The sequence below is a fragment of the Hymenobacter arizonensis genome (assembly GCF_900115775.1).
Taxonomy (GTDB): Bacteria; Bacteroidota; Bacteroidia; order Cytophagales; family Hymenobacteraceae; genus Hymenobacter; species Hymenobacter arizonensis.
The window spans coordinates 350914-372943 of record NZ_FOXS01000003.1; the positions used below are offsets into that span (position 1 = coordinate 350914).

General features: G+C 58.9%; 18 protein-coding genes. 12 read left to right on the top strand and 6 right to left on the bottom strand.

All coding sequences use genetic code 11. From position 1 onward, the window contains the following. The 3 genes from BMZ66_RS13135 to BMZ66_RS13145 all read left to right on the top strand — a co-directional run bounded on the left by BMZ66_RS13135 (window position 1) and on the right by BMZ66_RS13145 (window position 4276). Entirely contained in the window at window positions 1-2430 is a 2430-nt protein-coding gene (locus BMZ66_RS13135) for a TonB-dependent receptor (RefSeq protein WP_234795085.1), read from the top strand. Window positions 2431-2682: 252 nt separating this feature from the next. Then, on the top strand, window positions 2683-2865 hold the full coding sequence (locus BMZ66_RS13140) for a hypothetical protein (protein WP_092673913.1): 183 nt from the start codon (window positions 2683-2685) through the stop codon (window positions 2863-2865). A 166-nt stretch (window positions 2866-3031) separates the two neighbouring features. Then, window positions 3032-4276, top strand: coding sequence for a PepSY-associated TM helix domain-containing protein (locus BMZ66_RS13145; protein ID WP_092673916.1), 1245 nt, complete (start codon window positions 3032-3034; stop codon window positions 4274-4276). 149 nt (window positions 4277-4425) lie between these two features. Here the strand turns inward: BMZ66_RS13145 and BMZ66_RS13150 are convergent, their stop codons facing one another. The 3 genes from BMZ66_RS13150 to dnaB form a co-directional block, all read right to left on the bottom strand. After that, on the bottom strand, window positions 4426-5196 hold the full coding sequence (locus BMZ66_RS13150; protein WP_092673919.1) for a sulfite exporter TauE/SafE family protein: 771 nt from the start codon (window positions 5194-5196) through the stop codon (window positions 4426-4428). 306 nt (window positions 5197-5502) lie between these two features. Further along, window positions 5503-8322: a S9 family peptidase gene (locus BMZ66_RS13155; protein WP_092673921.1), complete on the bottom strand. Its 2820-nt coding sequence runs from the start codon at window positions 8320-8322 to the stop codon at window positions 5503-5505. 257 nt (window positions 8323-8579) lie between these two features. Next, entirely contained in the window at window positions 8580-10112 is a 1533-nt protein-coding gene (dnaB, locus tag BMZ66_RS13160) for a replicative DNA helicase (RefSeq protein WP_177204731.1), read from the bottom strand. 360 nt (window positions 10113-10472) lie between these two features. Between dnaB and BMZ66_RS13165 the strand changes: the two genes are divergently transcribed. Both BMZ66_RS13165 and BMZ66_RS13170 read left to right on the top strand, forming a co-directional pair. Next, window positions 10473-11864 carry a UDP-N-acetylmuramate--L-alanine ligase gene (locus BMZ66_RS13165; protein ID WP_262507578.1) on the top strand — a complete coding sequence of 464 codons (1392 nt, stop codon included), beginning with the start codon at window positions 10473-10475 and terminating at the stop codon, window positions 11862-11864. Next, window positions 11864-12565: an alpha/beta fold hydrolase gene (locus BMZ66_RS13170; RefSeq protein ID WP_092673927.1), complete on the top strand. Its 702-nt coding sequence runs from the start codon at window positions 11864-11866 to the stop codon at window positions 12563-12565. Before BMZ66_RS13165 ends, BMZ66_RS13170 begins: the two co-directional genes overlap by 1 nt. 132 nt (window positions 12566-12697) lie before the next feature. Here the strand turns inward: BMZ66_RS13170 and BMZ66_RS26260 are convergent, their stop codons facing one another. The 3 genes from BMZ66_RS26260 to BMZ66_RS13180 form a co-directional block, all read right to left on the bottom strand. Beyond that, entirely contained in the window at window positions 12698-12820 is a 123-nt protein-coding gene (locus BMZ66_RS26260; protein ID WP_262507579.1) for a hypothetical protein, read from the bottom strand. After that, a complete protein-coding gene (locus tag BMZ66_RS13175) occupies window positions 12817-13371 on the bottom strand; it encodes a hypothetical protein (protein WP_092673930.1) in 555 nt (184 codons plus the stop codon). The genes BMZ66_RS26260 and BMZ66_RS13175 overlap by 4 nt, the downstream gene beginning before the upstream one ends. A 92-nt stretch (window positions 13372-13463) precedes the next feature. Next, the gene (locus BMZ66_RS13180) at window positions 13464-14258 is read right to left on the bottom strand and encodes a M48 family metallopeptidase (RefSeq protein ID WP_092673933.1); all 795 of its coding nucleotides are present in this window, start codon (window positions 14256-14258) and stop codon (window positions 13464-13466) included. A 220-nt stretch (window positions 14259-14478) separates the two neighbouring features. On the opposite strand from BMZ66_RS13180, the gene BMZ66_RS13185 reads away from it, so the two are divergent. The 7 genes from BMZ66_RS13185 to BMZ66_RS13215 all read left to right on the top strand — a co-directional run bounded on the left by BMZ66_RS13185 (window position 14479) and on the right by BMZ66_RS13215 (window position 21961). Further along, window positions 14479-15093 (top strand): fumarylacetoacetate hydrolase family protein, encoded by a 615-nt coding sequence (locus BMZ66_RS13185; protein ID WP_092673936.1) that lies wholly within the window; start codon window positions 14479-14481, stop codon window positions 15091-15093. Window positions 15094-15294: 201 nt separating this feature from the next. Beyond that, on the top strand, window positions 15295-17316 hold the full coding sequence (locus tag BMZ66_RS13190; RefSeq protein ID WP_092673939.1) for a M23 family metallopeptidase: 2022 nt from the start codon (window positions 15295-15297) through the stop codon (window positions 17314-17316). A gap of 104 nt (window positions 17317-17420) precedes the next feature. Then, window positions 17421-17867 carry a thioredoxin-dependent thiol peroxidase gene (bcp, locus tag BMZ66_RS13195; RefSeq protein WP_092673942.1) on the top strand — a complete coding sequence of 149 codons (447 nt, stop codon included), beginning with the start codon at window positions 17421-17423 and terminating at the stop codon, window positions 17865-17867. A gap of 202 nt (window positions 17868-18069) precedes the next feature. Continuing rightward, entirely contained in the window at window positions 18070-18933 is an 864-nt protein-coding gene (locus BMZ66_RS13200; protein WP_092673945.1) for a transketolase, read from the top strand. Window positions 18934-19068: 135 nt separating this feature from the next. Then, window positions 19069-20436 (top strand): vWA domain-containing protein, encoded by a 1368-nt coding sequence (locus tag BMZ66_RS13205; RefSeq protein WP_234795086.1) that lies wholly within the window; start codon window positions 19069-19071, stop codon window positions 20434-20436. A 98-nt stretch (window positions 20437-20534) separates the two neighbouring features. Next, the gene (locus BMZ66_RS13210) at window positions 20535-20897 is read left to right on the top strand and encodes an endonuclease domain-containing protein (protein WP_092673951.1); all 363 of its coding nucleotides are present in this window, start codon (window positions 20535-20537) and stop codon (window positions 20895-20897) included. Window positions 20898-21004: 107 nt separating this feature from the next. Then, complete coding sequence (locus BMZ66_RS13215; protein ID WP_092673955.1) at window positions 21005-21961, top strand: transketolase family protein; 957 nt, start codon at window positions 21005-21007, stop codon at window positions 21959-21961. Window positions 21962-22030: the final 69 nt, after the last annotated feature.

Below are 22030 nucleotides of genomic sequence, written 5' to 3' on the forward strand. Positions count from 1 at the left end.
ATGCTGCTTTTCGCGGCCCTGCTACTTAGTGTGGCAGAGGTTCGGGCGCAGGAAACACTGCGTGGCCGCGTGCTGGCCGCCGGCACGGGCCAGCCCGTGGTGGGTGCCGAAGTGTACGTGAGCAGCGCCGCCCGCGCCGTGCTCACCGACAGCACCGGCCGGTTTGTGTTTGGGGGCTTGGCTTCCGGATTGCAGCAGGTGCAGGTGTCGGCCCTGGGCTACCAGCCTTACAAAATTGCCGTGAGTCTGCCCGCCGACGGCTTCCTTTTCGAGCTCACCAGCCGCGACCGCACCCTGGGCGAAGTAGTGGTGGCCGCACCCCAAACCACCTTCGGCCAAACGCGACTGCGCGAGGTGGAAGGCACGGCCATTTTCGCCGCTAAAAAGTCGGAGGTCATCGTGCCCGAAAACCTGGTGGCCAACCTTGCCACCAACAATGCCCGCCAGGTATACGCCCGCGTGCCGGGCCTCAACATTTGGGAAAACGACGGCGGCGGCCTGCAGCTGAGCATCGGCGGCCGGGGCCTCGACCCCAACCGCACCAGCAACTTCAACGTCCGGCAGAACGGCTACGACATTTCCGCCGATGCCCTGGGCTACCCTGAAAGCTACTATACGCCGCCTACCGAGGCTGTGAAGCGCATTCAATTGGTGCGGGGCGCGGCGTCGCTGCAATACGGCACCCAGTTTGGCGGCCTGCTCAACTTCGAGATGCGCGGCCCCGACCCCGACCGCAAAGCGGCCATAACCTCGCGCCAAACGGTGGGCTCCTTTGGTTTCTTCAACTCTTTCAACAGTGTAGGCGGCACGGTGGGCAAGCTCAGCTACTACACTTTCGTGCAATACAAGCGTGGCAACGGCTGGCGGCCCAACTCCAATTTCGAGAGCAAAACTGCCTATGCCGACGTGCGCTACCAGGCCACCGAAAACGTGAAAGTGGGCCTGCAGGTGACCCACATGGACTACCTGGCCCAGCAGCCCGGTGGCCTCAGCGACGCCCAGTTTTTACGGAACCCCCGGCAGTCGAACCGCGAGCGCAACTGGTTCGATGTCAATTGGAATCTGTTCAATGCCAACGCCGACTGGAAACTAAACGCCCGCTCCAATATCAACCTCATTGCCTTTGGCTTGGTGGCGTCGCGCAAGTCGCTGGGCTTCCGGCCCAACGATGTAACCCGCCCCGATGATGAAGCCAACAGCCGTGACCTCATCAGCGGCGATTTTCGCAACTACGGCCTCGAAGCCCGCTACCTCAACCGCTATCAGGTTGCGGGCAAAGACGCCGTTGTGCTTTTGGGCACGCGCTATTACCGGGGCACCACCCACAGCACCCAGGGGTTCGGCCCCACGGGCCGCGGGGCCGATTTCCGGTTCGTGTCGCCCGAAAATGAGGTTTCTGGAGCCCTCGGCAGTTCGGACTACCGTTTTCCTAACCACAACGTCGCCTTCTTCGTCGAGAACATTCTGTACCTGACCGATAAACTATCGGTCACGCCAGGCTTTCGCTACGAGTACATCCGCACCCAAGCCAACGGAGTGCTCAATATCATTGACCGGGACCGGGCCGGCAACATCATTCAAATCAGACAGCAGAACGAGGCGCGCACAAGCGGCCGGGGCTTGTTGCTGGGCGGCATTGGTGTGAGCTATAAGCCGAAAGAGCAAGTGGAAATCTACTCCAACATCTCGCAGAATTACCGTTCCATTACGTTCAGCGACATGCAGATTGTCAATCCCTCGGCCGTTATTGACCCCAACCTGCAAGACGAGCGTGGCTACTCTTTCGATGTGGGCGTGCGCGGCGAGAAAGCAGGTTTTCTCACGTACGACGTGAGCGTGTTTGCGCTTAACTACAACAATCGCATTGGCGAAATCACGGAGTTCGACGCTTTGGACCGCATTTTCCGCCGCCGCACTAACATTGGCCGTGCCTTCATTGTCGGGGTCGAATCTTACGGGGAAGTAGAGTTCCTGAACCAGGAATCTACCGAGGCGGGCCGCTGGCAATTATCCGCTTTTGGCAACGTAGCCCTGATTCGAGGGCGTTATCTTAAGAGTCAACTCACGGGTGTAGAGGGTAGCAGGGTCGAATTTGTGCCTGATGTGAACCTCAAGCTGGGCACTCGGGCAGGCTACGGTCCTTTCAAAGCTTCCCTACAGTACTTGTACTTATCGCGGCAGTTTTCCGATGCCACGAACGTTGGCAAAAAACAAGGCGCCATATCAACGCCCGTAGTCGGTCCCATTCCGGCCTACCAAATTCTCGACGCTTCCGTGTCGTGGGAGCACCGCTGGCTCAAGCTGGAAGGCAGCGTGAACAACCTGGCCGATGCGCGCTATTTCACGCGTCGCGCTACTGGTTATCCGGGGCCTGGCATCCTGCCTTCGGATGGGCGCAGCTACTTCCTCACGGTAGGAGTGAAGCTCTGACGCGACTGGTTCCGTTGGCTCAGCTCAATCTGCTTGGTAGAAGTGTTGAGCCTAGCCAAAATGGGCTATTAGATTTTGGAAAAAAGCCCAGCTGAGATGCTGGGCTTTTTCTTTCAGTTTTGTATGAAACCCAATTGAGCATGCTGTGAAAACAGAGAGTAGTGCAGCTTTATAAAGACAAAGTTTTTATTTGGAATCATTCTAAATAACATCCACCTTTGTAATACAATTAAAATAGTTCATAAGAAGTCCGTGAGGATTTGCGCAGTTATTCCTGCTACCACCTTCGAAGCCGGCAGCCGCCTGCGTCACAACCCAGCGCACCCCGCTGGCCTGAGCTCGCTCTATAACTTCAGCTATGCATTCAGCAAAACCAACCTCCAACAAGGCCTGAGTGCTAGCATAACCGGCTACTGTGTGGGCTACAAGCTGTAATTAGCTGTTTGCGTGAGCGAAAAGGCCGTCAGAACGGCGTGAAGAAGCATCGTTGCTTCTCCTTCTTGAACGATGGTCAGAACAGAACCCAAACGGCGCGCCCAACCAGACGCAAGATGTTCTGACGGCCCAACACCTGCCCCAAACCAACAAATCGCGAAATCCCATGAGCCCGATTAAATCCGTGATACGGGACCTCCACCTCTACCTCGGCCTAGTTTCAGGATTAGTCATCGTTTTCGTCTGCCTCACCGGCTGCATCCTGGCTTTTGAGAAGGAGATAGAACAGACCTGGTATTCGGAGCGGTACTTCGTGGCGCCCGCCCCCACGGCGCCCCTGCCACTGGCGCGCTTGGCCGATGCCGTGCGCGCCCAAAAGCCCAAGGCCAAAATCGCCAGCTTCAAAGTCTACGCCGACCCCACCCGCACTGTGGAAATAAGCCTAGCCGGTGGGCCAAACGGACCAGAAAAGGGCTCCATCCCAACCGAAGCCAAGCAGGAAGGCCGGGGTGCCGAGCGCCCAGCCGAAAAGCCCGCCGGCAAAGCAGAAGGCCCGGGCAGGGGTAAAGGCGATGGGGGAGGCCCGCGCCTCTACGTGAACCCCTACACGGCAGCTATCGTGGGCGAAATCAACCCCCGCGACACCTTCTTCCATACCGTGGAGCAACTGCACCGCGGCCTGGTAGCTGGCAAAATCGGCAAGCTGGTTATGGGCATTAGCTCCTCGATATTTCTGTTTATTCTGGGTACGGGCCTAGTGCTGTGGTGGCCGGCCGCCCGCAAGTCGCTTACGCAGCGGCTGCAAGTGAAGTGGGGCAGCAGCTGGAAGCGCCTCAACCACGACTTTCACGTAGTGCTGGGTTTCTACGCTTCACTGTTTCTATTTGTATTGGCCATCACCGGCGTGGGCATGTCATTCGACTGGGTGAGCCAGGGCATCAACCAACTCACCAACTCCCCCCTAAAGCGACCCGAGCCACCGGTCTCGGCTGCCCCTGCGGTAGCCGGTGCTGCTCCCTTTGCCCCCGATGCGGTTTTGGCCTTGGCTCGTCAGCAGGCCCCCGGTGCTATTTCTTACTCAGTGCAACTGCCCAAGGAGGCCGATGGCAGCATCAAAGTAGCCATTTTGCCCGCCGGCGCCATTGCTGAAAACGCAACCAACGAAGTGTTTCTCGACCAATATTCTGGTCAGGTAATCAGCGGGCAAACGTATGAGCAGCGGCCGGTGGGACACCGCATTCGTGGGTTGTTCAAGCCCGTACACACAGGGGCTATATTCGGCTGGCCCACCAAAACGCTGGCCTTGATAATAAGCCTGCTCGGTGCCACTTTCCCGGTCACGGGCACCATCATGTGGCTGAGCCGGCGTCGCAAAAACCGCAAGAAGATGCGCCAACTGCAGACGGTGTAACTGTAGAGGTAAGGCACTTCAATCATAAAACGCCTGTCATGCTGAGCTTGCGAAGCATCGTATCACGTCAGAACTAATCGTGCGGCGGAGAGCAGATGCTTCGCAAGCTCAGCATGACAGGCGTTTTGTTAGACGTCCGTAAATTCAGACTAAGCGAAAGTGTCCCACCCAATTTTGCAGATAAACGCGCTCACCACCGTCAGAAACAGCACCCGCACGAAGCCCGTGCCGTGCCGCTGCGCCATGCGGGCACCCAGCGTAGAGCCCAATATATTGCAGGCCGCCATGGGCAACGCCACCTTATAAAGCACCTGCCCCGTGCTGGCGAAATAGAACAAGCTGGCTAGGTTAGTCGCCACGTTCACCAGCTTAGCTGAGGCCGAGGAGGCAATAAAGTCGTAGCCAAATAGCCCCACGAACGCAAACAGCAGCAAGCTGCCCGTGCCCGGCCCAAAAAAACCGTCGTAGAACCCAATAGCTGCGCCCAGCACCACGCCGGTTATCACCTCGCGGCTGCCCTTGAGCCGGGGCGCGTGCAAGCTGCCAAAATCCTTGCGCCAAAAGGTGTAAATGGCCATCACCACCAGCAGCCCCAGCACCAGTGGTCGCACAGCTTCTTTGTGCAGCATGCTCACGGCCCGCGAGCCCAGCAGCGCAAATACCCCCGCCACCAGCGCCGTAATGGCCACCGTGCGCCAGCGCACCTCCAGCTTTTCGGGCCCGCTTAGGTAGCGGCGCAGTGCAGCCAGCGTGCCCGCCAGGCTCGATACTTTGCCCGTGCCAAACACCGTGGGCACCGGCACGCCCGGTAGCAAAATGAGCATAGCCGGCAGCTGAATCAGGCCGCCCCCGCCGACAATCGAATCAATAAAACCTGCCAGAAAAGCGAACAGGCACAATAAAAGCAGGGCAAGCGTCATGAATCACGAAAAGCCAGCGGGTGGGCTGCAAAAGCTCAAAAGTAAGCCCGCTGCTGGCATGTATTATACCCTGTTCAAGAAGTTGGTCATGCTGAGCTTGCCGAAGTATCTCGCCCGCGGGGAACCTGACCCTTGTCAGGCACGGTCCCTCTCCGCGGGAGAGGGGGCACCGGTTTTGCCCTTGCGTTAGGCTCCCCTCTCCGCGGGAGAGGGGTCGGGGGTGAGGTTCAACGAAGCGAGCGAGATGCTTCGACAAGCTCAGCATGACTGTTCTTGTCTCAACCTAGCTGGATAGGCTCAAAGTGATTATTGCTGAGAAACCTGCAGGCCCCAGTCGCGGCCTTTGTCTACAGCCGGTACGCCTTTCACCATCCAGGCTGGTGCTGGCGCTCCCTTCAGGTAGTGGTCGAAAAACTGCAGCTCGCGCACTGAAATGTCTTTGCGGTTTTCGCGCTTCACCAGGTTATGGGCCTCGCCGTTGTACTGTAGCAGCCACACGGGCTTGTTCAGGCGCCGCAGGTCGGTAAACATCTCGATGCCTTGGTACCACGGCACGGCGCCGTCGGCATCGTTCGACATGATGACCACCGGCGTTTGCACCTTGGGTAGGTGAAACAGCGGCGAGTTGCGGATATACAAGTCCTGCTTTTCCCACAAGGTGCCGCCGATGCGGCTTTGCGTGTGCTCGTACTGGAACTGCCGGCTCATGCCCGACTCCCAGCGGATGCCCCCGTAGGCCGATGTCATGTTCACAACCGGGGCACCGGCCCAGGCAGCTGCGTAGCGGTTGGTTTGGGTGATGAGGTAGGCCACCTGGTAGCCGCCCCAGCTCTGGCCCTGCAGGCCGAGGCGCGTGGCGTCGACCCAGCTATTTTTGGTCAGCGCTTCCACGCCCGAGTCAATAAACTCCATCGCCGAAGGGCCCGGCTCGCCAATGGTGTAGCTGATGTCGGGCGTGAACACGAGGTAGCCGTTGCTGGCAAACATGGTAATGTCCAGCCGCGACGGGGTAGGAGCGGGGGCCTGGTATTTGTACAGTCCTTCCGACAGTTTCTCATAGAAATACGCCACCATCGGGTACTTCTTGGCGGGGTCAAAGTTCTCGGGCTTGTACAGGATGCCGGTGGCCTTAAACCCTTTGGGCGTGGTCCAGTGTACCAGCTCAGCCGTAAACCAGTTGTAGTCCTTTTGCTGCGGGTTGATGCTGCTGAGCTGGGTTTCCTTTTTCAGGTCGCGGCTCACGTACACGTCGGCCGGCTGGCTTACGCTGGTTTTGGTATACAGGAAAGTGTCGGCATTGCGGGCTTTGGTAAGCGTCGAGTACCCCTGCGGGGCCAGCACCACGCGCTCGGGTGCTTTGGTGCTGGCGAGGCTTTTCCGGTAGTAGCCCCACTGCTTGCTGTCGTCCTCCTGCACCTGCAGCCACAGGTCGTCTTTAGGGTCGATAAACTTCTGTTTGTCCTCCGGCAGGCGGTAGCGGAAGCGCATTTTGTTTTTCCGCCCCAAGCCATTGGTGAAGTTTGTAGCAGCGCCGGTGCTGGGGTCAATTTTCCAGATGTCGTAGCGGTCAAAGAGCAGCACTGCGGCGTCGTCCTTGCTCCAGGCGGCAACGCCGTAGGGGTCCGGCTCGGTGGGCGAGTCGTTTTCTTCGTCGGTAAAGGAAACGCCTGTTTTGGCCGTCAGGTTGGTGGTCTTGCGCGTGGCGGCCGAGAAGGAAAACCAGTTCTTAGCGTCAAAGTCGTACCAAATGGCATACTTGCCCTGGGGCGACAGCTCGAACCGGCTTTTGTTGGCCCGCGGGTTTACGGCAATGCGCGCCCCGGTCTTGGTCGAAACCAGGTAGGCCTGCTTGCGGGTGGCGCCTTCCCACTGCAGCGAAATGCGCTTGGCCGTGTCGGTCACCGCCAGCACGTACTCGGCGTTCTTAACCTCGGCCAGGTACGAATCGCGCAGGTACTCGTCTTCGAGCTGAACAAACTTGTTCCCCTGCTTGGGGTAGATAACTGCCAGGTAGTTGCGCTGCAGGTCCTTCTTTAGGTTCTTCAGCTGCATAGGCTGCAGGTAGTCGTCCTTGTAGTTCCAGATGTCCAGCTTTGCGTGCTCAAACTCGACCAGCGTGGTATCCTGCGGGATGGGGTTGGGAGCAGTGCCGAAGAACAGCTTCTCGCCGTTTTCACTAAACATTACTTTGCCAAAGCCGCTCGGCGCCCAGCCCGTTTTCAGCGCCTTGCCGCCGGGCTGCACAATAGCCGCAGCGCTATCGCCGCTGAAGTTGAAGTAGTAGAGCGTGAAAGGCTTCTCCAGGGCCTTCTCCGGATGCTTCTCAGCTGTGAAGGCCAGCTGCTTGCCGGCATCGTCGAAAGCCAGGTTCTTGTACACGCCCTTACCAATGCTCACCCGCTTCGATTTCCCCGAAACCACATCTTGCACAAAAAGCCCGGATTGCACGTCTTTGCTGCCCTTCGGCGCCGAAACCGCAAAAGCCACCTTGTTGCCCGGCTTGCTTATCTGATAATCGGTTACCGCCTCAAACTGGCTGACCTTGCCCGTGGGCAGGTTCACGACTGTGAGGGTCGCACCTTCCTTCTTGGTTTCCAGCAGCTGGTCGGTGATTTTCTTGAGCGTGTCGGCCGGCGCCTTTTTGGCCGCTTCCTTCACCGGCGCTTTCACTTCCAGAAAAGCCAGAACAGAGGCTTCTTCTGCCAATTTGTATGATTTGACGTCGGCGTACTTGGTCAGCTTGCCGGTCTCAAACGAATAAATGCCCAGCGAATCCTTGGGCATCTGTTCGGGCTTTTTCTTCTTGATTTTTGCCTGCCGAACGTCCTGGTACAACGGCTTAATCCGGAATACCACAAACTTAGAGTCCGCCGAAAACAAGGCCGAGTCGCCGCGGCTGATGGTTCTCAGCGTCTTATTCTCCGGCGTTTTGAGGTACAGCGTGCCATCGCCCTGCTGGGGCTGCACCTGAAACAGCACGTACTTGCCGTTGTTGCTAATCTTCTGATTGGTAACACTCTGCCACTGGTCGTACACCGTGTGGTCGAGGGGCTTTTTGGGGGCTTGTTGTGCCAGCAAGGGCGATGCGCCCGCCAGGCCAGCCAAAATCAATAGAAGCTTTTGCATACAGTAATGCAGTGTGAGAAAGTGGGAGAAAAAAACTCCCCTCCTTTTTTAAGGAGGGGACATTTTCGCGCAGCGAAAATTGGGGTGGTTGCGCTCGTTGAACGATGGCCGGACGACTCGCAGTAGTATCGTTCGGGTGTCGTTGGCTACGCCGACCTTCGGTGCAACGAGTGCCACCACCCCCGTCCGAGCCTACGGCTCGAACATCCCCTCCTTAAAAAAGGAGGGGAGTTGGTCGTTCTAACGGCCCCATTGCCCTAGAAGGGCGGGTCTTCGTGCTTGTTCATATTCCCTTTTGGGAACGGCACCGGTGATTCGTTAATTTTCGAGCCCAAACGAATGGTGTTTGGAGTGAAGCTGCTCGGCTCCGAATCGAAGTTGCTGGCGGGCAGGCCCATGGGCTGATACCCGCTGGTGTCGAAGCCGCCCACCCCGTCGAGGTCAGCGAACTTGGTGTACTTGCCAATAAACTTCAGCTGCACAGTTTCCAGCGAGCCGTTTCGGTGCTTGGCAATGATGACTTCGCCCACGCCCTGGGTTGAGTTGCCTTCGGCGTCCTGGTCGAGGCCGTAGTACTCGGGGCGATAGAGGAAGATTACCATGTCGGCATCCTGCTCGATAGAGCCCGATTCGCGAAGGTCACTTAGCTGCGGCTTCTTGTCGCCGCCGCGGGTTTCCACCGAGCGCGAGAGCTGCGACAGCGCCAGCACGGGCACGTTTAGCTCTTTGGCAATGCCCTTGAGCGCCCGCGAGATGCTGGCAATTTCCTGTTCACGGTTGCCGCCGCGGCCGTCGGTGTTGCCACTCATTAGCTGCAGGTAGTCGACGATAATCATCTGCACGTCCTTCTGCGAGCGCAGGCGGCGGCACTTGGTGCGCAGCTCCCGGATGCTCAGGCCCGGCGTGTCATCGATGTAGATGGGCGCGGCCGAAAGGGCCGTGATTTTGTGGTTGAGCTGCTGCCACTCGTGGTCGGCGAGGCTGCCCTTCTTGATTTTCTCCGAGTCCAGCTCCGCCTCGGCCGAAATCAGACGATTGACGAGCTGCAGCGACGACATTTCCAGCGAGAAGATGGCCACGGCTTTCTTAAAGTCTACCGCCGCGTTGCGCATAGCCGAGACTACGAAAGCCGTTTTGCCCATGCCGGGCCGAGCTGCAATAATCACAAGGTCAGAAGGTTGCCAACCACTCGTAACGCGGTCCAGGGCCGTGAAGCCGGTGGGCACGCCCGTCAGACCATCGGCTTGGTTTTTCTTCTCTTCCAGCTCCTTGATGGCCTTGCCCATCAGGCTGCGCATGTCGTCGAAGTTCTTGCGAATGTTCGATTCCGATACCTCGAACAGCGCCGATTCGGTGTCATCAAGGAGCTTAAAAACGTCGGTGGTGTCCTCGAAGGCATCCTTCTGAATCTCACTCGAAATGCGAATCAGCTCGCGCTTGATGGCGGTTTCGGTGATGATGCGGGCGTGGTATTCCACGTTGGCCGCCGAGTTCACTTTCAGCGTGAGGTTGGCCACGTAGAAGGGGCCGCCGCAGGCTTCGAGCTCGCCCATTTCGCGCAGCTCATGCACCACGGTGAGCTGGTCGATGGGCTCGGACTTGTCGAACAACCGGATAACGGCGCGGTAAATCCGCTGGTGCGCGTCCTTGTAAAAGCTCTCGGGCTTGAGTAGGTCAATAACCGATGTAAGGGCGTCCTTTTCCAGCATCAGAGCACCGAGCACGGCCATTTCGAGCTCGGGGGCCTGGGGGGGCAGCTTGCCAGCGGCGCCCGAGTTGAAGGGGACCATCCCCGAGGCACCGCGGGGCGCCAAAGCCGCTTTGGCTCGGGCTGCGGATTGCTTCAGGCGGTCGTCCATCCGGTCTTGCATAGAATCGTGGGGTATTAGGGCAGCAGGGAATCAGTATGTAGCTTTTTTCTATTAAAACCGAGCTGCACACTATCTACACAAAGCTAACCCCGGAGGCGGGGAAAAAGATAGATGGGAAATCGATTCTTTTGGTTATGGAAGAGCTGCGGCAGCCGACGGTTTGTACTTTCGCGGTCCTTTCCTTTCGTTGTCGGTTGGTGTTTGTCAGTTGTCGGTTGCTGCATCAATAATCAACTGGAAACTGACGACCAACAATCCCAACTGACCTCCTCCCAAGCTTTGGAACCAGAAACGCACAACGAGCCCTCCGAAAAGATTCATTTGATTGCCGTAGGCGGCAGCATCATGCACAATCTGGCGCTGGCCCTGCACCGGCGCGGCGCCCAGGTCACGGGCTCCGACGACGAAATATTTGAGCCCGCCAAAGGCCGTCTTGCCGCGGCCGGCCTGCTGCCCGACCAGGAAGGCTGGGACGCCGCCAGCATCACGCCCGACCTCGACGCCGTGATTGTGGGCATGCACGCTCGCCCCGACAACCCCGAATTGCTCCGGGCCCAGGAGTTGGGCCTGAAAATCTATTCCTTCCCCGAGTACATCTATGAAGCCAGCCGCGACAAGCAGCGCATCGTAATCGGCGGCTCGCATGGCAAAACCAGCATCACGGCCTGCATCCTGCACGTGCTGCGCTACCACGGCCGCAAGTTTGACTTCGCGGTGGGCGCCCAGCTGGCCGGGTTCGACCTCATGGTGCAACTCACCGACGACGCCCCCATCATCATCATCGAGGGCGACGAATACCTGTCGTCGCCGGTCGACCGCCGGCCCAAGTTCCACCTCTACCAGCACCACATCGGCGTGATTTCCGGCATCAGCTGGGACCACATCAACGTGTTTCCGACCGAAGAAAATTACCGCGAGCAGTTCCGCATTTTCGCTGACATGACGCCCAAAGCCGGCGTGCTCATCTACGACAAAGACGACGAGCAAACCCAGCTCATCGCCGTGCCCACCAACCCCGATGTGACCTACATCGGCTACGGGCCGCACGAGAACGTGATTCGCGACGGCCGCACCTTCCTGCTTAATAAGAAGGACGAGGAAGTGGCCATTCAGGTATTTGGCGAGCACAACCTGCGCAACATCTCGGCGGCGAAGGAAGTCTGCAAGCAGCTCGGCATCAAAGGCAAAGACTTTTTCAAAGCAATTGCTTCGTTCCCCGGTGCCGCCCGGCGTTTGGAGCTAGTGAAGGAGGGCAGCACGTCGGTGGTCTACAAGGACTTTGCCCACGCGCCCAGCAAGCTCAAAGCTACGGCCACGGCCCTGAAAAAGCAGTTTCCGCAACGGCGCCTGGTGGCCTGCCTGGAGCTGCACACCTTCAGCAGCCTCAACCCGGCGTTTCTGCCGCAGTACGCGCACTGCTTCGATGCGCCCGATGTGGCCGTGGTGTACTTTAACCCCCACGTGCTGGAGCACAAGCGTCTGCCGCCGCTGCCCGCGGCCACCGTGGCCGAGGCTTTCCAGCGCCCCGACATCAAGGTGATTACCGATAGCGCCGAGCTGGCGGCCTTCCTGCGCGAGCAGGAGTGGGCCAACGCTAACCTGCTGCTAATGTCGTCGGGCACGTTCGATGGCATGAACCTAACCACCCTGGCCACCGAAATCACTGGCTGATGCCCAAGCCCACGCTGCTCTTGCTACACGGGGCCTTGGGTAGCCCCAGCACCCTGCAGCCACTGGCGGAGCGGCTGCAATCGGACTTTACCATCAAAACCTTTGCCTTCGCCGGGCACGGTGGGGGAGAGGTACGCCCCGACACCTTTACGCTGCCGCATTTCGGCGCTGAGGTGCTGGGTTTCCTGAAGGAGCATGAAACAGCACCAGTCCACGTATTCGGCTACAGCATGGGCGGCTACGCGGCACTACTAGCCGCCAGCCAGGAGCCGGCGCGGTTTGCTAGCATCACCACGCTGGGCACCAAACTCGATTGGTCGGTTGAATCTGCAGCGGCCGAAACTCGGTTCCTTGACCCGGACAAGATGCTGGCGAAGGTGCCGGCCTTTGCCGAACAACTACGGCAGCGCCACACGCCCGCCGACTGGGTTAACGTGGTGCGGGCTACGTCTGCCCTCATGCAGGCTGCGGGTGCTAATCCGCCGCTTACGGCTACTGCGCTCGCTGGCATTCCGGTTCCTGTGCAAGTGCTAGTTGGCGATGCCGACCACACGGCAGGCAACGAAGTGGGAGTGGTAATGGCGGCTCAGCTGCCGAAGGGCTGCTACGAGGTGCTGGCCGCTACGCCGCACCCACTGGAGCGAGTAGAATTGGATATGCTGAGTTTAAAAATTCGTGAGTTTGCGCTAAGAACGCATTGAGGCCTCACCTCTTCTGTCATACTGAGCTTGCGAAGCATCTTATTGCTGCCGAACGACTTATTTAGCCGTGATAAGATGCTTCGCAAGCTCAGCATGACAGGTGACAAATAAAAGCGCTAACTAAAAAGCCCGCTATTCAGCGGGCTTTTTTGGTGCTTTGGGTGCGGGTTTGCGCGGCCGATTAGTATCGGTGGTAATCAGCAGCGCCAGGGCGGTGAGGGCGGCGCGCAGCAGCCATTTGCCGGAGGTGCTCATCGTTTGGTGAAGAGGGTATTGGCCGGAACAACTTTTAGGTCGCAGTGGCTGCCAGGAGAATTCTCGGAGCAGCTGGTGCTCACAATGCGGCTGTTTTCAAAGTTGAAAAAGCAGGAGGTGCAGCCGGCGCTGGTGATGATGTAGCTCTCGGCCGAGGGACGGAGGTAGTAGGTGTTGTCGCCGCCACTAACGAGGGGCAGGGCCATGGCGCGGAAGCTGCCGCTGCGCAACCCCATGCCAATGAGGTAGTATTTAACCGGTTCGCCGGTCCGTGCCGGGGCTTTGCGCACCTGAATTTTATCGACCACGGTGCCGTCGCCAAACTCCCGGATAAAGGCCGTGGCCAATTCGCTGCGCGAAGTGGTGTACTCCGCCGTGCTGTCGGTGAACCGCACGATTTGCCGGCTTTCGGGTTTGGCAATTACTTCGCCTTCAATGGGATTGGGGCTGCCAAACTCGTTGGTAGTACGCCGGGCGGTATCGCAGGAGATGACCAGGAACACCAGCAAGCTGAGCAGGCCTAATCCAATCAGGCGGGGAATGAAATTCATGAGCAACAGCGACTAGCTAACGGGTGGGGCTGATATTGGGTAGAAGGAAAGAAGGCTGGCTGCCGGGCGCTAACCACTAACCATTATAAATGCTAGCGCGGCTTGTAGTACTTACGAGCCTCGGGCAACTCGCGTTGGATGTTGGCAATGCGAGTGCCGCTGGAGGGGTGAGTGGACAGGAACTCGGGCGGAGAGGCTCCGCCTTTGGCTTCCATGCGCTGCCAGAACGGAATAGCGCTTTCGGGATTGTATCCGGCCATGGCCATAAATATCAGGCCGAGGTGGTCGGCCTCGGTTTCCTGATTGCGGCCGTACCGAAGCAAGCCCAGCTGCGAGCCCACGCCAAACGCCTGAAGGGCCAGTTGCTGCGTGCCCGGGGCGTTGGTGGAGAGGGCCGTGGACAGGGCCTGGCCCCCAAACTGCTGCACCAGTCCCTGGCTCATACGCTCGGAGCCGTGCTTGGCCACGGCGTGGGCCACTTCGTGGGCCATTACCACGGCCAGGCCGTTTTCGTCCTGTGTGATGGGCAGAATGCCGGTGTACACGGCCACTTTGCCGCCGGGCATGCACCAGGCGTTCTGCTGCTTGTCGTCCTGAATGAGGTTGAACTCCCACTGGTAGCCGGCCAGCTGGTCGGCGGCGTTTTGCTGCCGGAAGTAGCTATCAACGGCGGTTCGGATGCGTTGGCCCACGTTGCGAACCATGGCAACTTGCGAGGAATTAGTCGATAGAGGGCCCTTGGCGATGATTTCGCGGTACTGCGTGGTGGCCATGGCGTTAATTTCGCTATCGCTGACAAGGCTGAGCTGGCGGCGGCCCGTGATGGGCACCGTAGAGCAAGCGGACAGCAACGCGACGCCGGCCCAAAGGGTGAGTTTCTTAAACATGGCAATGGTAATAAAAGGGTGATGGAGCTACGAGTAGCCGCCCGTGCCAATAGCACGTTTTGAGCCAAACCCAGCTCCTCAGTCCTTAACTATACGGCAGCCGACTCGGTAAATGTTCGCTGGCAGCGGGGCTGGGAGTGGAAAAACCAGTGCTGCGGTTGCCGTAAGCCATGGTCGGGGCGTAGTTTTGACATCCCGCTCTCCTGCCAGGATTCCCTTTATGAAAATTATCTGCATCGGCCGCAACTATGCCGACCACATTGCCGAGCTGCACAACGAAGTGCCCGCTGCGCCCGTCATTTTCCTCAAGCCCGAAACGGCGCTGCTGCAGCGCGGCCAGCCCTTTTTCATCCCCGAGTTTTCGCAGGACATTCACCACGAGCTGGAGTTGGTGCTGCGCGTGTGCAAAAACGGTCGGCACATCGACGAGCAGTTTGCGCACAGCTACTTCGACGGCGTGGGCCTGGGCATCGACTTCACCGCCCGCGACCTGCAAAGTGAGCTGAAAAAAAAGGGCCTGCCTTGGGAGCTCGCCAAAGCCTTCGACAGCTCGGCGCCCGTTTCCCCAACCTTCAAGCCCGTGGCCGAAATCGCAGATTTGGGCAATATCAACTTCCATCTGGAAGTGAACGGCGAAACCCGTCAGACGGGAAATTCCAGCCTGATGCTGCACCCGTTCGCAAAAATCATCAGCTTTGTATCGAAATACATTTCCCTGAAAATGGGCGATTTGATATTCACCGGGACCCCGGCCGGCGTAGGCCCCGTGAAAATGGGCGACCAACTGCAGGGGTTTCTGGAAGGGGAGAAAATGATTGAGTTGAACGTTCGATAAGTAAATACGGAAAGGGCAGCCTTGCTGAGTAGTCCGTTCTGCTGCCCACGAAACCGAAGGCCGGCAGAGCCAGGCATATTATCTGGCTACAACGGTTCGTTCAGGCGTGGAAAGTGTTCCGCTTGGCAAGAACAAACCGGTGCCGCAGGGCAGTGCCCAGGGCGCGGGCAGCCGAGAAAATTGAAGATTGATTTTGTGAGAATGGTAAAGTTGAAAGTGAGCTTTGTTAAAAAGGTAGCCTTGGGGCTGGGGGTGGTAGCGGCGTCGGTGGTGGCCTGGCCTGGGTCAGTAGACGGGCAGGATGTTGATTCGGTGCGCCCGGGCCGCACCATCAGCGAGGTGCTATCTACGGGCAAGCTCGTGGTGCCCAATGGGTATTTTCTGTTTCCCATTGCGCCGGGCAAGCCTGGCTTGCTGGCCGGCAGCATGGGCGAGCTGCGCCCCAACCACTTCCACGGCGGGCTCGACATCAAGACCGGGGGCGGCGTGAACCAGCCCGTGTACGCCTCGGCCGACGGCTACATTTCGCGCCTCAAGCAGTCGTCGTTTGGCTACGGCAACGTGCTCTACATCACGCACCCCAACGGCCTGACCACCGTGTACGGCCACCTCAACGACTTCCGTGGCCCCGTGGCGGCCGAGCTGCTGCGCCGCCAATACGAGAAGCAGAGCTACGAGCTGGAAGCCTTTTTCGAGAAAGACCAGTTTCCGGTGAAGCGCGGCGAGGTGGTGGCGCTTTCGGGCAATACCGGCGGCTCGGCGGGCCCGCACCTGCACTGGGAAGTGCGCGACAGCCAGGACCGGCAGTACAACCCGCTGCAGTGGGGCGGCTTCCCCGAAATTCAGGACCACGTGGCGCCCACGCTGCAAGCGCTGGCGCTGGAGCCCCTCGGCATTGAGGCGCGGGTAAAAAACGTGTTTGCCAAAGCCGTGCTGGTGCCGGCCGTGCAGCCCGCCCCCGGCACGGCCACCGTGTGGCCCGACACCATCGGTTGCTTTGGCAGCGTGGGGCTGCTGGTGCAGGGGTTTGACCGGTTCGATAATGCCTGGAACAAGAACGGCATCCAGCGCGTGACGGTGAAGGTGAACGGCGAGCCGTTCTATCAGCACGTTATCGACGCCATTCCCTTTCCCACGGGCACTCGCCAGATTAGCAATTTCCTCGACTTCACCTACCAGCAAACCCAGGGCCGCACCCTGCAAAAGCTGTGGGTTGACGAAGGCAACGACCTAGCCATGTACACCACCGGCTCCAGCAAAGGCCGCCTCAACGTGGAAGCCGGCAAGGTGTACACCGTCGATATTGCCCTAGCCGATTCCTACAACAACCAGACGCCCGTGCGCCTGGTGCTGCGCGGCGAACAGCCGACGTACTTTAAAACCCGCTCGGCCGCGGCCAAGCGCCCCGACCTGCGCTACGAAGTAACCCGCAACCTGCTCAAGGCCGTTGCCACCGACCCCAGCCCCGATTCCGTGGCCGGCAACCTGGTGCTGCTGCGCGGCAACCGTCGCAAAGAAATTCGTCCCAGCTACACCCAGAACAGTCAAAATGTGTACCTCTACGACCTGCGCGCCGGCCTACCCGACTCCTTGCAGTTTGGCGGCATCACCAAGAAGTTTGACCGCCAGGCAATGGTGCCCGCGGGCAAGGAAACCACCTACGCCACGTCTCACCTCAGCGTGGTATTCGGCCCCGAAACACTGTTCGACAACCTGTACCTGGGCACCTCTTACCGACCCGAGCCTACCGGCAGCGGCTTCTGGACGGTGGGCAGCCCGCTCATTCCGTTCTACAAAACCGCGCAGCTGACCCTACGCCCCGCCACCCCGCCCGCCGACCCGCGGCGCACCGCCATCTATTCGGCCACGCTAAACGGGGGCAAGGCCTACCTGGGCGGCAAGTGGGACGACAATGGCCACATCACGACTCCCATCCGGCAGTTTGGCTCCTACCGCATTCTCACCGATAACACGGCGCCCACCGGCAGCCTGGCTGGCCGGACCGGTGGGCAACTGTTGTTTCGGGTGGGCGACGACCTTTCGGGCCTCGCCAGCTACCGGCTGCTCGTTGGTGGGCAGTTTCGCCTGCTGCGTTTCGAGCACAAGAACTCCACGCTCTTCACCGTGCCCACCGACACGCTGGGCCCCCGGCTGCGCGGCCCCGCCCAACTGTTCCTGACCGACCAGGCCGGCAACGAGCGAGTGTTGAGCTTAAGTTTGTAGGAGGCAGTAGCCACCGCACCGCAAAGTCCCTGCCTTGGAAAGGCGGGGACTTTGTCGTTATTGCGTCCCTGTTTTTTTCTTAATTACCTCCTCACTCTCTCAACATGAGCCTCGAGCCCGGCCAGCCCGCCCCCGATTTCACCGCCAACGACCAGGACGGCAACCTCATCCGTCTTGCGGACCTGCGTGGGCAGCGCGTGGCGCTTTATTTCTACCCCAAGGATGATACCCCCGGCTGCACGGCTCAAGCCTGCAACCTGCGCGACCACCAGGAGGAGCTCACCGCCAAAAATATTAAGGTGATTGGCGTGAGTGCCGACAGCGAAGCGGCCCACAAAAAGTTTGTGCTCAAATACGAGCTGCCCTTTCCGCTGCTGGTCGACTCCGACAAGAAAATAGTGCAGGACTACGGCGTGTGGCAGGAAAAGAAGAACTACGGCAAGACCTACATGGGCATTGTGCGCACCACGTTTTTGCTTGATGAAAACGGGATAATCAATAAGATTATCAAGAAGGTTGACACCAAGGAGCATGCTGCTCAGCTGCTGTAGTCCCGCCCAACGCCCCTTGTGCCGCCTGCCGAAATAGGCAGGCCCAGGCCCGCCAGAGCCAAACTGACCAAAAATGAGCCACGTAACTAACGCGGCTCATTTTCAGTTGATAATCGTTTTACACAACCGATTGTGTAGCGGTAATTTCAGTTCTCCAGCCTATCCGATTACCTTTACCCAACTGAAACAAAACTTAACCGACATGCCCCAGACTGCCGAAATAGCCACCGCCGACCTTAAAGAAATTGCCGCCCAGGTGCGGCGCGACATCGTGCGCATGGTGCACGCCGTGAACTCGGGCCACCCCGGCGGCTCGCTGGGCTGCACCGATTTGCTTGTGGCGCTCTACTTCAAAGTAATGAAGCACAACCCCGAACAGTTCAGCATGGACGGAATCGGGGAGGACCTGTTTTTCCTCTCGAACGGCCACATTTCGGCCACGCTGTACTCGGTGCTGGCCCGCTCAGGCTACTTCCCCGTTAGTGAGCTCGCCACGTTCCGCAAGCTCAACTCGCGGCTGCAGGGCCACCCCACCACCCACGAGGGCCTGCCCGGCATTCGCGTGGCTTCGGGCTCGCTAGGCCAGGGCCTGAGCGTGGCCTGCGGCGCTGCCCAAGCCAAAAAGATGAACGGCGACGACCGTCGCGTGTTCGTGCTCATGGGCGATGGCGAGCTGCAGGAAGGCCAAAACTGGGAGGCCCTGCTCTACGCCGCCCACCACAAAATCGACAACCTCATCGCCATCATCGACCACAACGGCCAGCAGATTGACGGACCCACGGCCCAAATCGGTGGCCTTGGCGACCTGCGCGCCAAGTTCGAAGCTTTCGACTGGCACGTGCTCCAGGCCGATGGCAACAACTACGACACCCTGCTCCCCGCCCTCGAAGAGGCACAGGCCGCTTCCGGCCAGGGCAAGCCCGTCATGTTCATCATGGATACCCGCATGGGCTTCGGCGTCGACTTTATGATGGAAGGCCACAAGTGGCACGGTGTAGCTCCCAACGATGTGCAGCTGGCCACCGCCCTTCAGCAGCTAGCAGTAGGTACCGAAGCCGACTACTAGGCTTCGATGCGGGCCTGCCTAACGGAACCTCACCCCCCGGCCCCCTCTCCAAAAAAGAGGGGGAGTCTGACGAATACTTTTCTGGCTCCCCCTCTTTTTTGGAGAGGGGGCCGGGGGGTGAGGTTCCACTGGGCGGTGCTACTCCTTTTGCTGCTGGCACTGCAGGCCCAGGCCCAGAACGCCGCTCCAGAAAAACCCAAAGTCACCCGTATTCTCTTCCTGCTCGATGCCTCGGGCTCGATGATGGCCCCCTGGGAAGGGCAACCCCGTTGGAACGTAGCCAAGCGCATGCTCAGCAAAATGGTCGATTCGCTCAATGCCTATCCCAACCTGGAGTTGGGCTTGCGCGTGTACGGCCACCAGTTTCCCAACAGCGAGAAAAACTGCCAGGATTCGCGCCTGGAAGTGCCTTTCGCGCCCCGCAATGCCAAGGCCATCAAGGACAAGCTCACCACGCTCAAGGCCCAGGGCAACACGCCCATCACCTATTCGCTGGAACAGTCGGCCAACGACTTCCCCATCGATAAGGCCTCGCGCAACGTGCTGCTGCTCATTACCGACGGCCTGGAGTCCTGCGCGGCCGACCCTTGCAAATCATCACTGGCCTTACAGCGCAAGCACATCTTCCTGAAGCCGTTCATCATTGGCATCGGGGCCGAAAAGGACTTTGGCCGGCAGCTGGAGTGCCTGGGTAACTACTACAACGCCGCCGATGTGAAGACCTTCCGCACGGTGATGGACGACGTGATTGCCCAAACGCTGAGCAAAACCACCGTCATGGTAAATCTGACCGACGAAGCTGGTCGCCCCGTGGAAACGAACGTGAACATGACCTTTGTGAACAACGTGACCGGACAGCCCGAGTACAACTACGTGCACTACCGCGACGCCCAAGGCAAAGCCGACGTGCTCGAAATCGACGCCCTGCAGAGCTACGATTTGGTGATAAATACCGTGCCCCCGGTGCGGCAGGCCAACCTAGCCATCCGACCCGGCAAGGCCAACGTGCTCACCTTCAAAACGCCCCAAGGCACGCTCTGGCTGCAAAACCCACAGCTCACGCCCAATCCCTACGGCACGGTGCAAGCCGTAGTGCGCGACCCCCAGCGAAACACCGTGGCCAGCTTTCCCTTCGGCACCAAGCAAAAGCTGCTGGCCGGCAACTACGAGGTGGAGCTGCTCACGTTGCCGCGCATCACCCGCCGCGTCACCGTGAAGCAGGGGCAGGAGCTAACGGTAACATACTCAGCACCCGGCACGCTCAATGTTACCTCCGACCTGAAAGGCCACGGCAGCATTTACCAGCTCAATGACGACGAATCACAAACCTGGATTTACAACTTACCGGACGGTGGCAGCAGTAAAATGAATTTGCCCATGCAGGCTGGAGCCTACCGCTTGGTGTTTCGCACGAGCAATAGCACCAGCAGTAAGTTTACCGACGTGCGCAACTTCAGCATTCGGAGTGGGCAAACGACTTCGGTAGCCATTTTTGGAAAGTAGAACATCAAACTCCCCTCCTTACCAAGGAGGGGACATTTTCACGAAGTGAAAATTGGGGTGGTTGTAGGCGTTGAACGAACTTAATTGAACGATAAGGCATGACAACGCTCAACAACCTCCCTCACAAAAAAGAAGACCGACGAACCCTACGCAACAACCTCACTCCCGCCGAAGCCGTGCTGTGGAATAACTTAAAAAGCGGCCAGCTGAATGGCCGTAAATTCCGTCGTCAGCACAGCATCGGTGAATTTATTCTTGATTTCTACTGCCCGCAGGAAAAGCTTGCGGTTGAGTTAGATGGCGCGGGGCATTTCACTGCCTCGGGCAATTTGCACGATGCGGCGCGAACCGACTATTTAAATGCTGCAGGCATTCGCGTAATCAGATTTGAGAACAAAGTGATTTGGTCTGATTTGGAAAGCGTACTGCATTCGATTGAAAATAATTTTAGTGCGCGCTGACGCCACCCGTTCAACGCCCACAACCACCCCCGTTTCAGCTTTGCTGAAACATCCCCTCCTTGGTAAGGAGGGGAGTTTGACCGCCTTAATCTTCCCTTACATACCCCATGAAAGACTTCCCCTACACCGAATCGAAAGACACCCGCAGCGGCTTTGGCGCCGGCCTGCACGAGCTGGGCAAAACCAACCCCAACGTAGTGGCCCTCTGCGCCGACCTCACCGGCTCGCTTAAGATGGACGCCTTCAAGAAGGACTTCCCCGAGCGTTTTTTCCAGGTGGGCATTGCCGAGGCCAACATGATGGGCGTAGCCGCCGGCATGACCATTGGCGGCAAGATTCCCTTCACGGGCACCTTCGCCAACTTTAGCACCGGCCGCGTCTACGACCAGATTCGCCAGAGCATTGCTTACTCCGATAAGAACGTGAAAATCTGCGCCTCGCACGCCGGCCTCACGCTGGGCGAAGACGGTGCCACCCACCAGATTCTGGAAGACCTGGGCATGATGAAAATGCTGCCCGGCATGACCGTCATCAACCCCTGCGACTACAACCAGACCAAAGCCGCCACCATCGCCATCGCCGACCACGAAGGCCCGGTGTACCTACGCTTTGGCCGCCCCGTAGTGCCCAACTTCACGCCCGCCGACCAGAACTTTGTCATTGGCGAAGCCGTGATGCTGAACGAAGGCACCGACGTGAGCATCTTCGCCACCGGCCACCTCGTGTGGAAAGCCGTGCTGGCCGGCAAGCTCCTCGCCGAAAAAGGCATCAACGCCGAAATCATTAACATCCACACCATCAAGCCGCTCGACGCCCAAGCCATCCTGGCCTCGGCCCGCAAAACGCGCTGCGTAGTGACGGCCGAAGAGCACCAGATGAACGGCGGCCTCGGCGACAGCATCGCCCAGCTGCTGGCCCGCGAGGAGCCCCTGCCCCTGGAGATGGTGGCCGTGAACGACAGCTTCGGCGAAAGCGCCACCCCCGACCAGCTGATGGAGAAGTACAAGCTCAACGAAGCCGCCATTGTGGCTGCTGTGGAAGCGGTGATGAAGCGCCGGAAGTAAATAGCAGTTTTGTATTGATACTAAAAAAGCCCTGGCATCAGTCAGGGCTTTTTTAGTGCTTATATGGAC

Coding starts and splice junctions, on each gene's coding strand:
- BMZ66_RS13215 (WP_092673955.1), top strand. CDS start 21,005: ATGAAAGACTTCCCCTACACCGAATCGAAAGACACCCGCAGCGGCTTT.
- BMZ66_RS13210 (WP_092673951.1), top strand. CDS start 20,535: ATGACAACGCTCAACAACCTCCCTCACAAAAAAGAAGACCGACGAACC.
- BMZ66_RS13180 (WP_092673933.1), bottom strand. CDS start 14,258: ATGTTTAAGAAACTCACCCTTTGGGCCGGCGTCGCGTTGCTGTCCGCT.
- BMZ66_RS13170 (WP_092673927.1), top strand. CDS start 11,864: ATGCCCAAGCCCACGCTGCTCTTGCTACACGGGGCCTTGGGTAGCCCC.
- BMZ66_RS26260 (WP_262507579.1), bottom strand. CDS start 12,820: ATGAGCACCTCCGGCAAATGGCTGCTGCGCGCCGCCCTCACCGCCCTG.
- BMZ66_RS13200 (WP_092673945.1), top strand. CDS start 18,070: ATGCCCCAGACTGCCGAAATAGCCACCGCCGACCTTAAAGAAATTGCC.
- bcp (WP_092673942.1), top strand. CDS start 17,421: ATGAGCCTCGAGCCCGGCCAGCCCGCCCCCGATTTCACCGCCAACGAC.
- dnaB (WP_177204731.1), bottom strand. CDS start 10,112: ATGGTCCCCTTCAACTCGGGCGCCGCTGGCAAGCTGCCCCCCCAGGCC.
- BMZ66_RS13185 (WP_092673936.1), top strand. CDS start 14,479: ATGAAAATTATCTGCATCGGCCGCAACTATGCCGACCACATTGCCGAG.
- BMZ66_RS13135 (WP_234795085.1), top strand. CDS start 1: ATGCTGCTTTTCGCGGCCCTGCTACTTAGTGTGGCAGAGGTTCGGGCG.
- BMZ66_RS13190 (WP_092673939.1), top strand. CDS start 15,295: ATGGTAAAGTTGAAAGTGAGCTTTGTTAAAAAGGTAGCCTTGGGGCTG.
- BMZ66_RS13175 (WP_092673930.1), bottom strand. CDS start 13,371: ATGAATTTCATTCCCCGCCTGATTGGATTAGGCCTGCTCAGCTTGCTG.
- BMZ66_RS13150 (WP_092673919.1), bottom strand. CDS start 5,196: ATGACGCTTGCCCTGCTTTTATTGTGCCTGTTCGCTTTTCTGGCAGGT.
- BMZ66_RS13155 (WP_092673921.1), bottom strand. CDS start 8,322: ATGCAAAAGCTTCTATTGATTTTGGCTGGCCTGGCGGGCGCATCGCCC.
- BMZ66_RS13145 (WP_092673916.1), top strand. CDS start 3,032: ATGAGCCCGATTAAATCCGTGATACGGGACCTCCACCTCTACCTCGGC.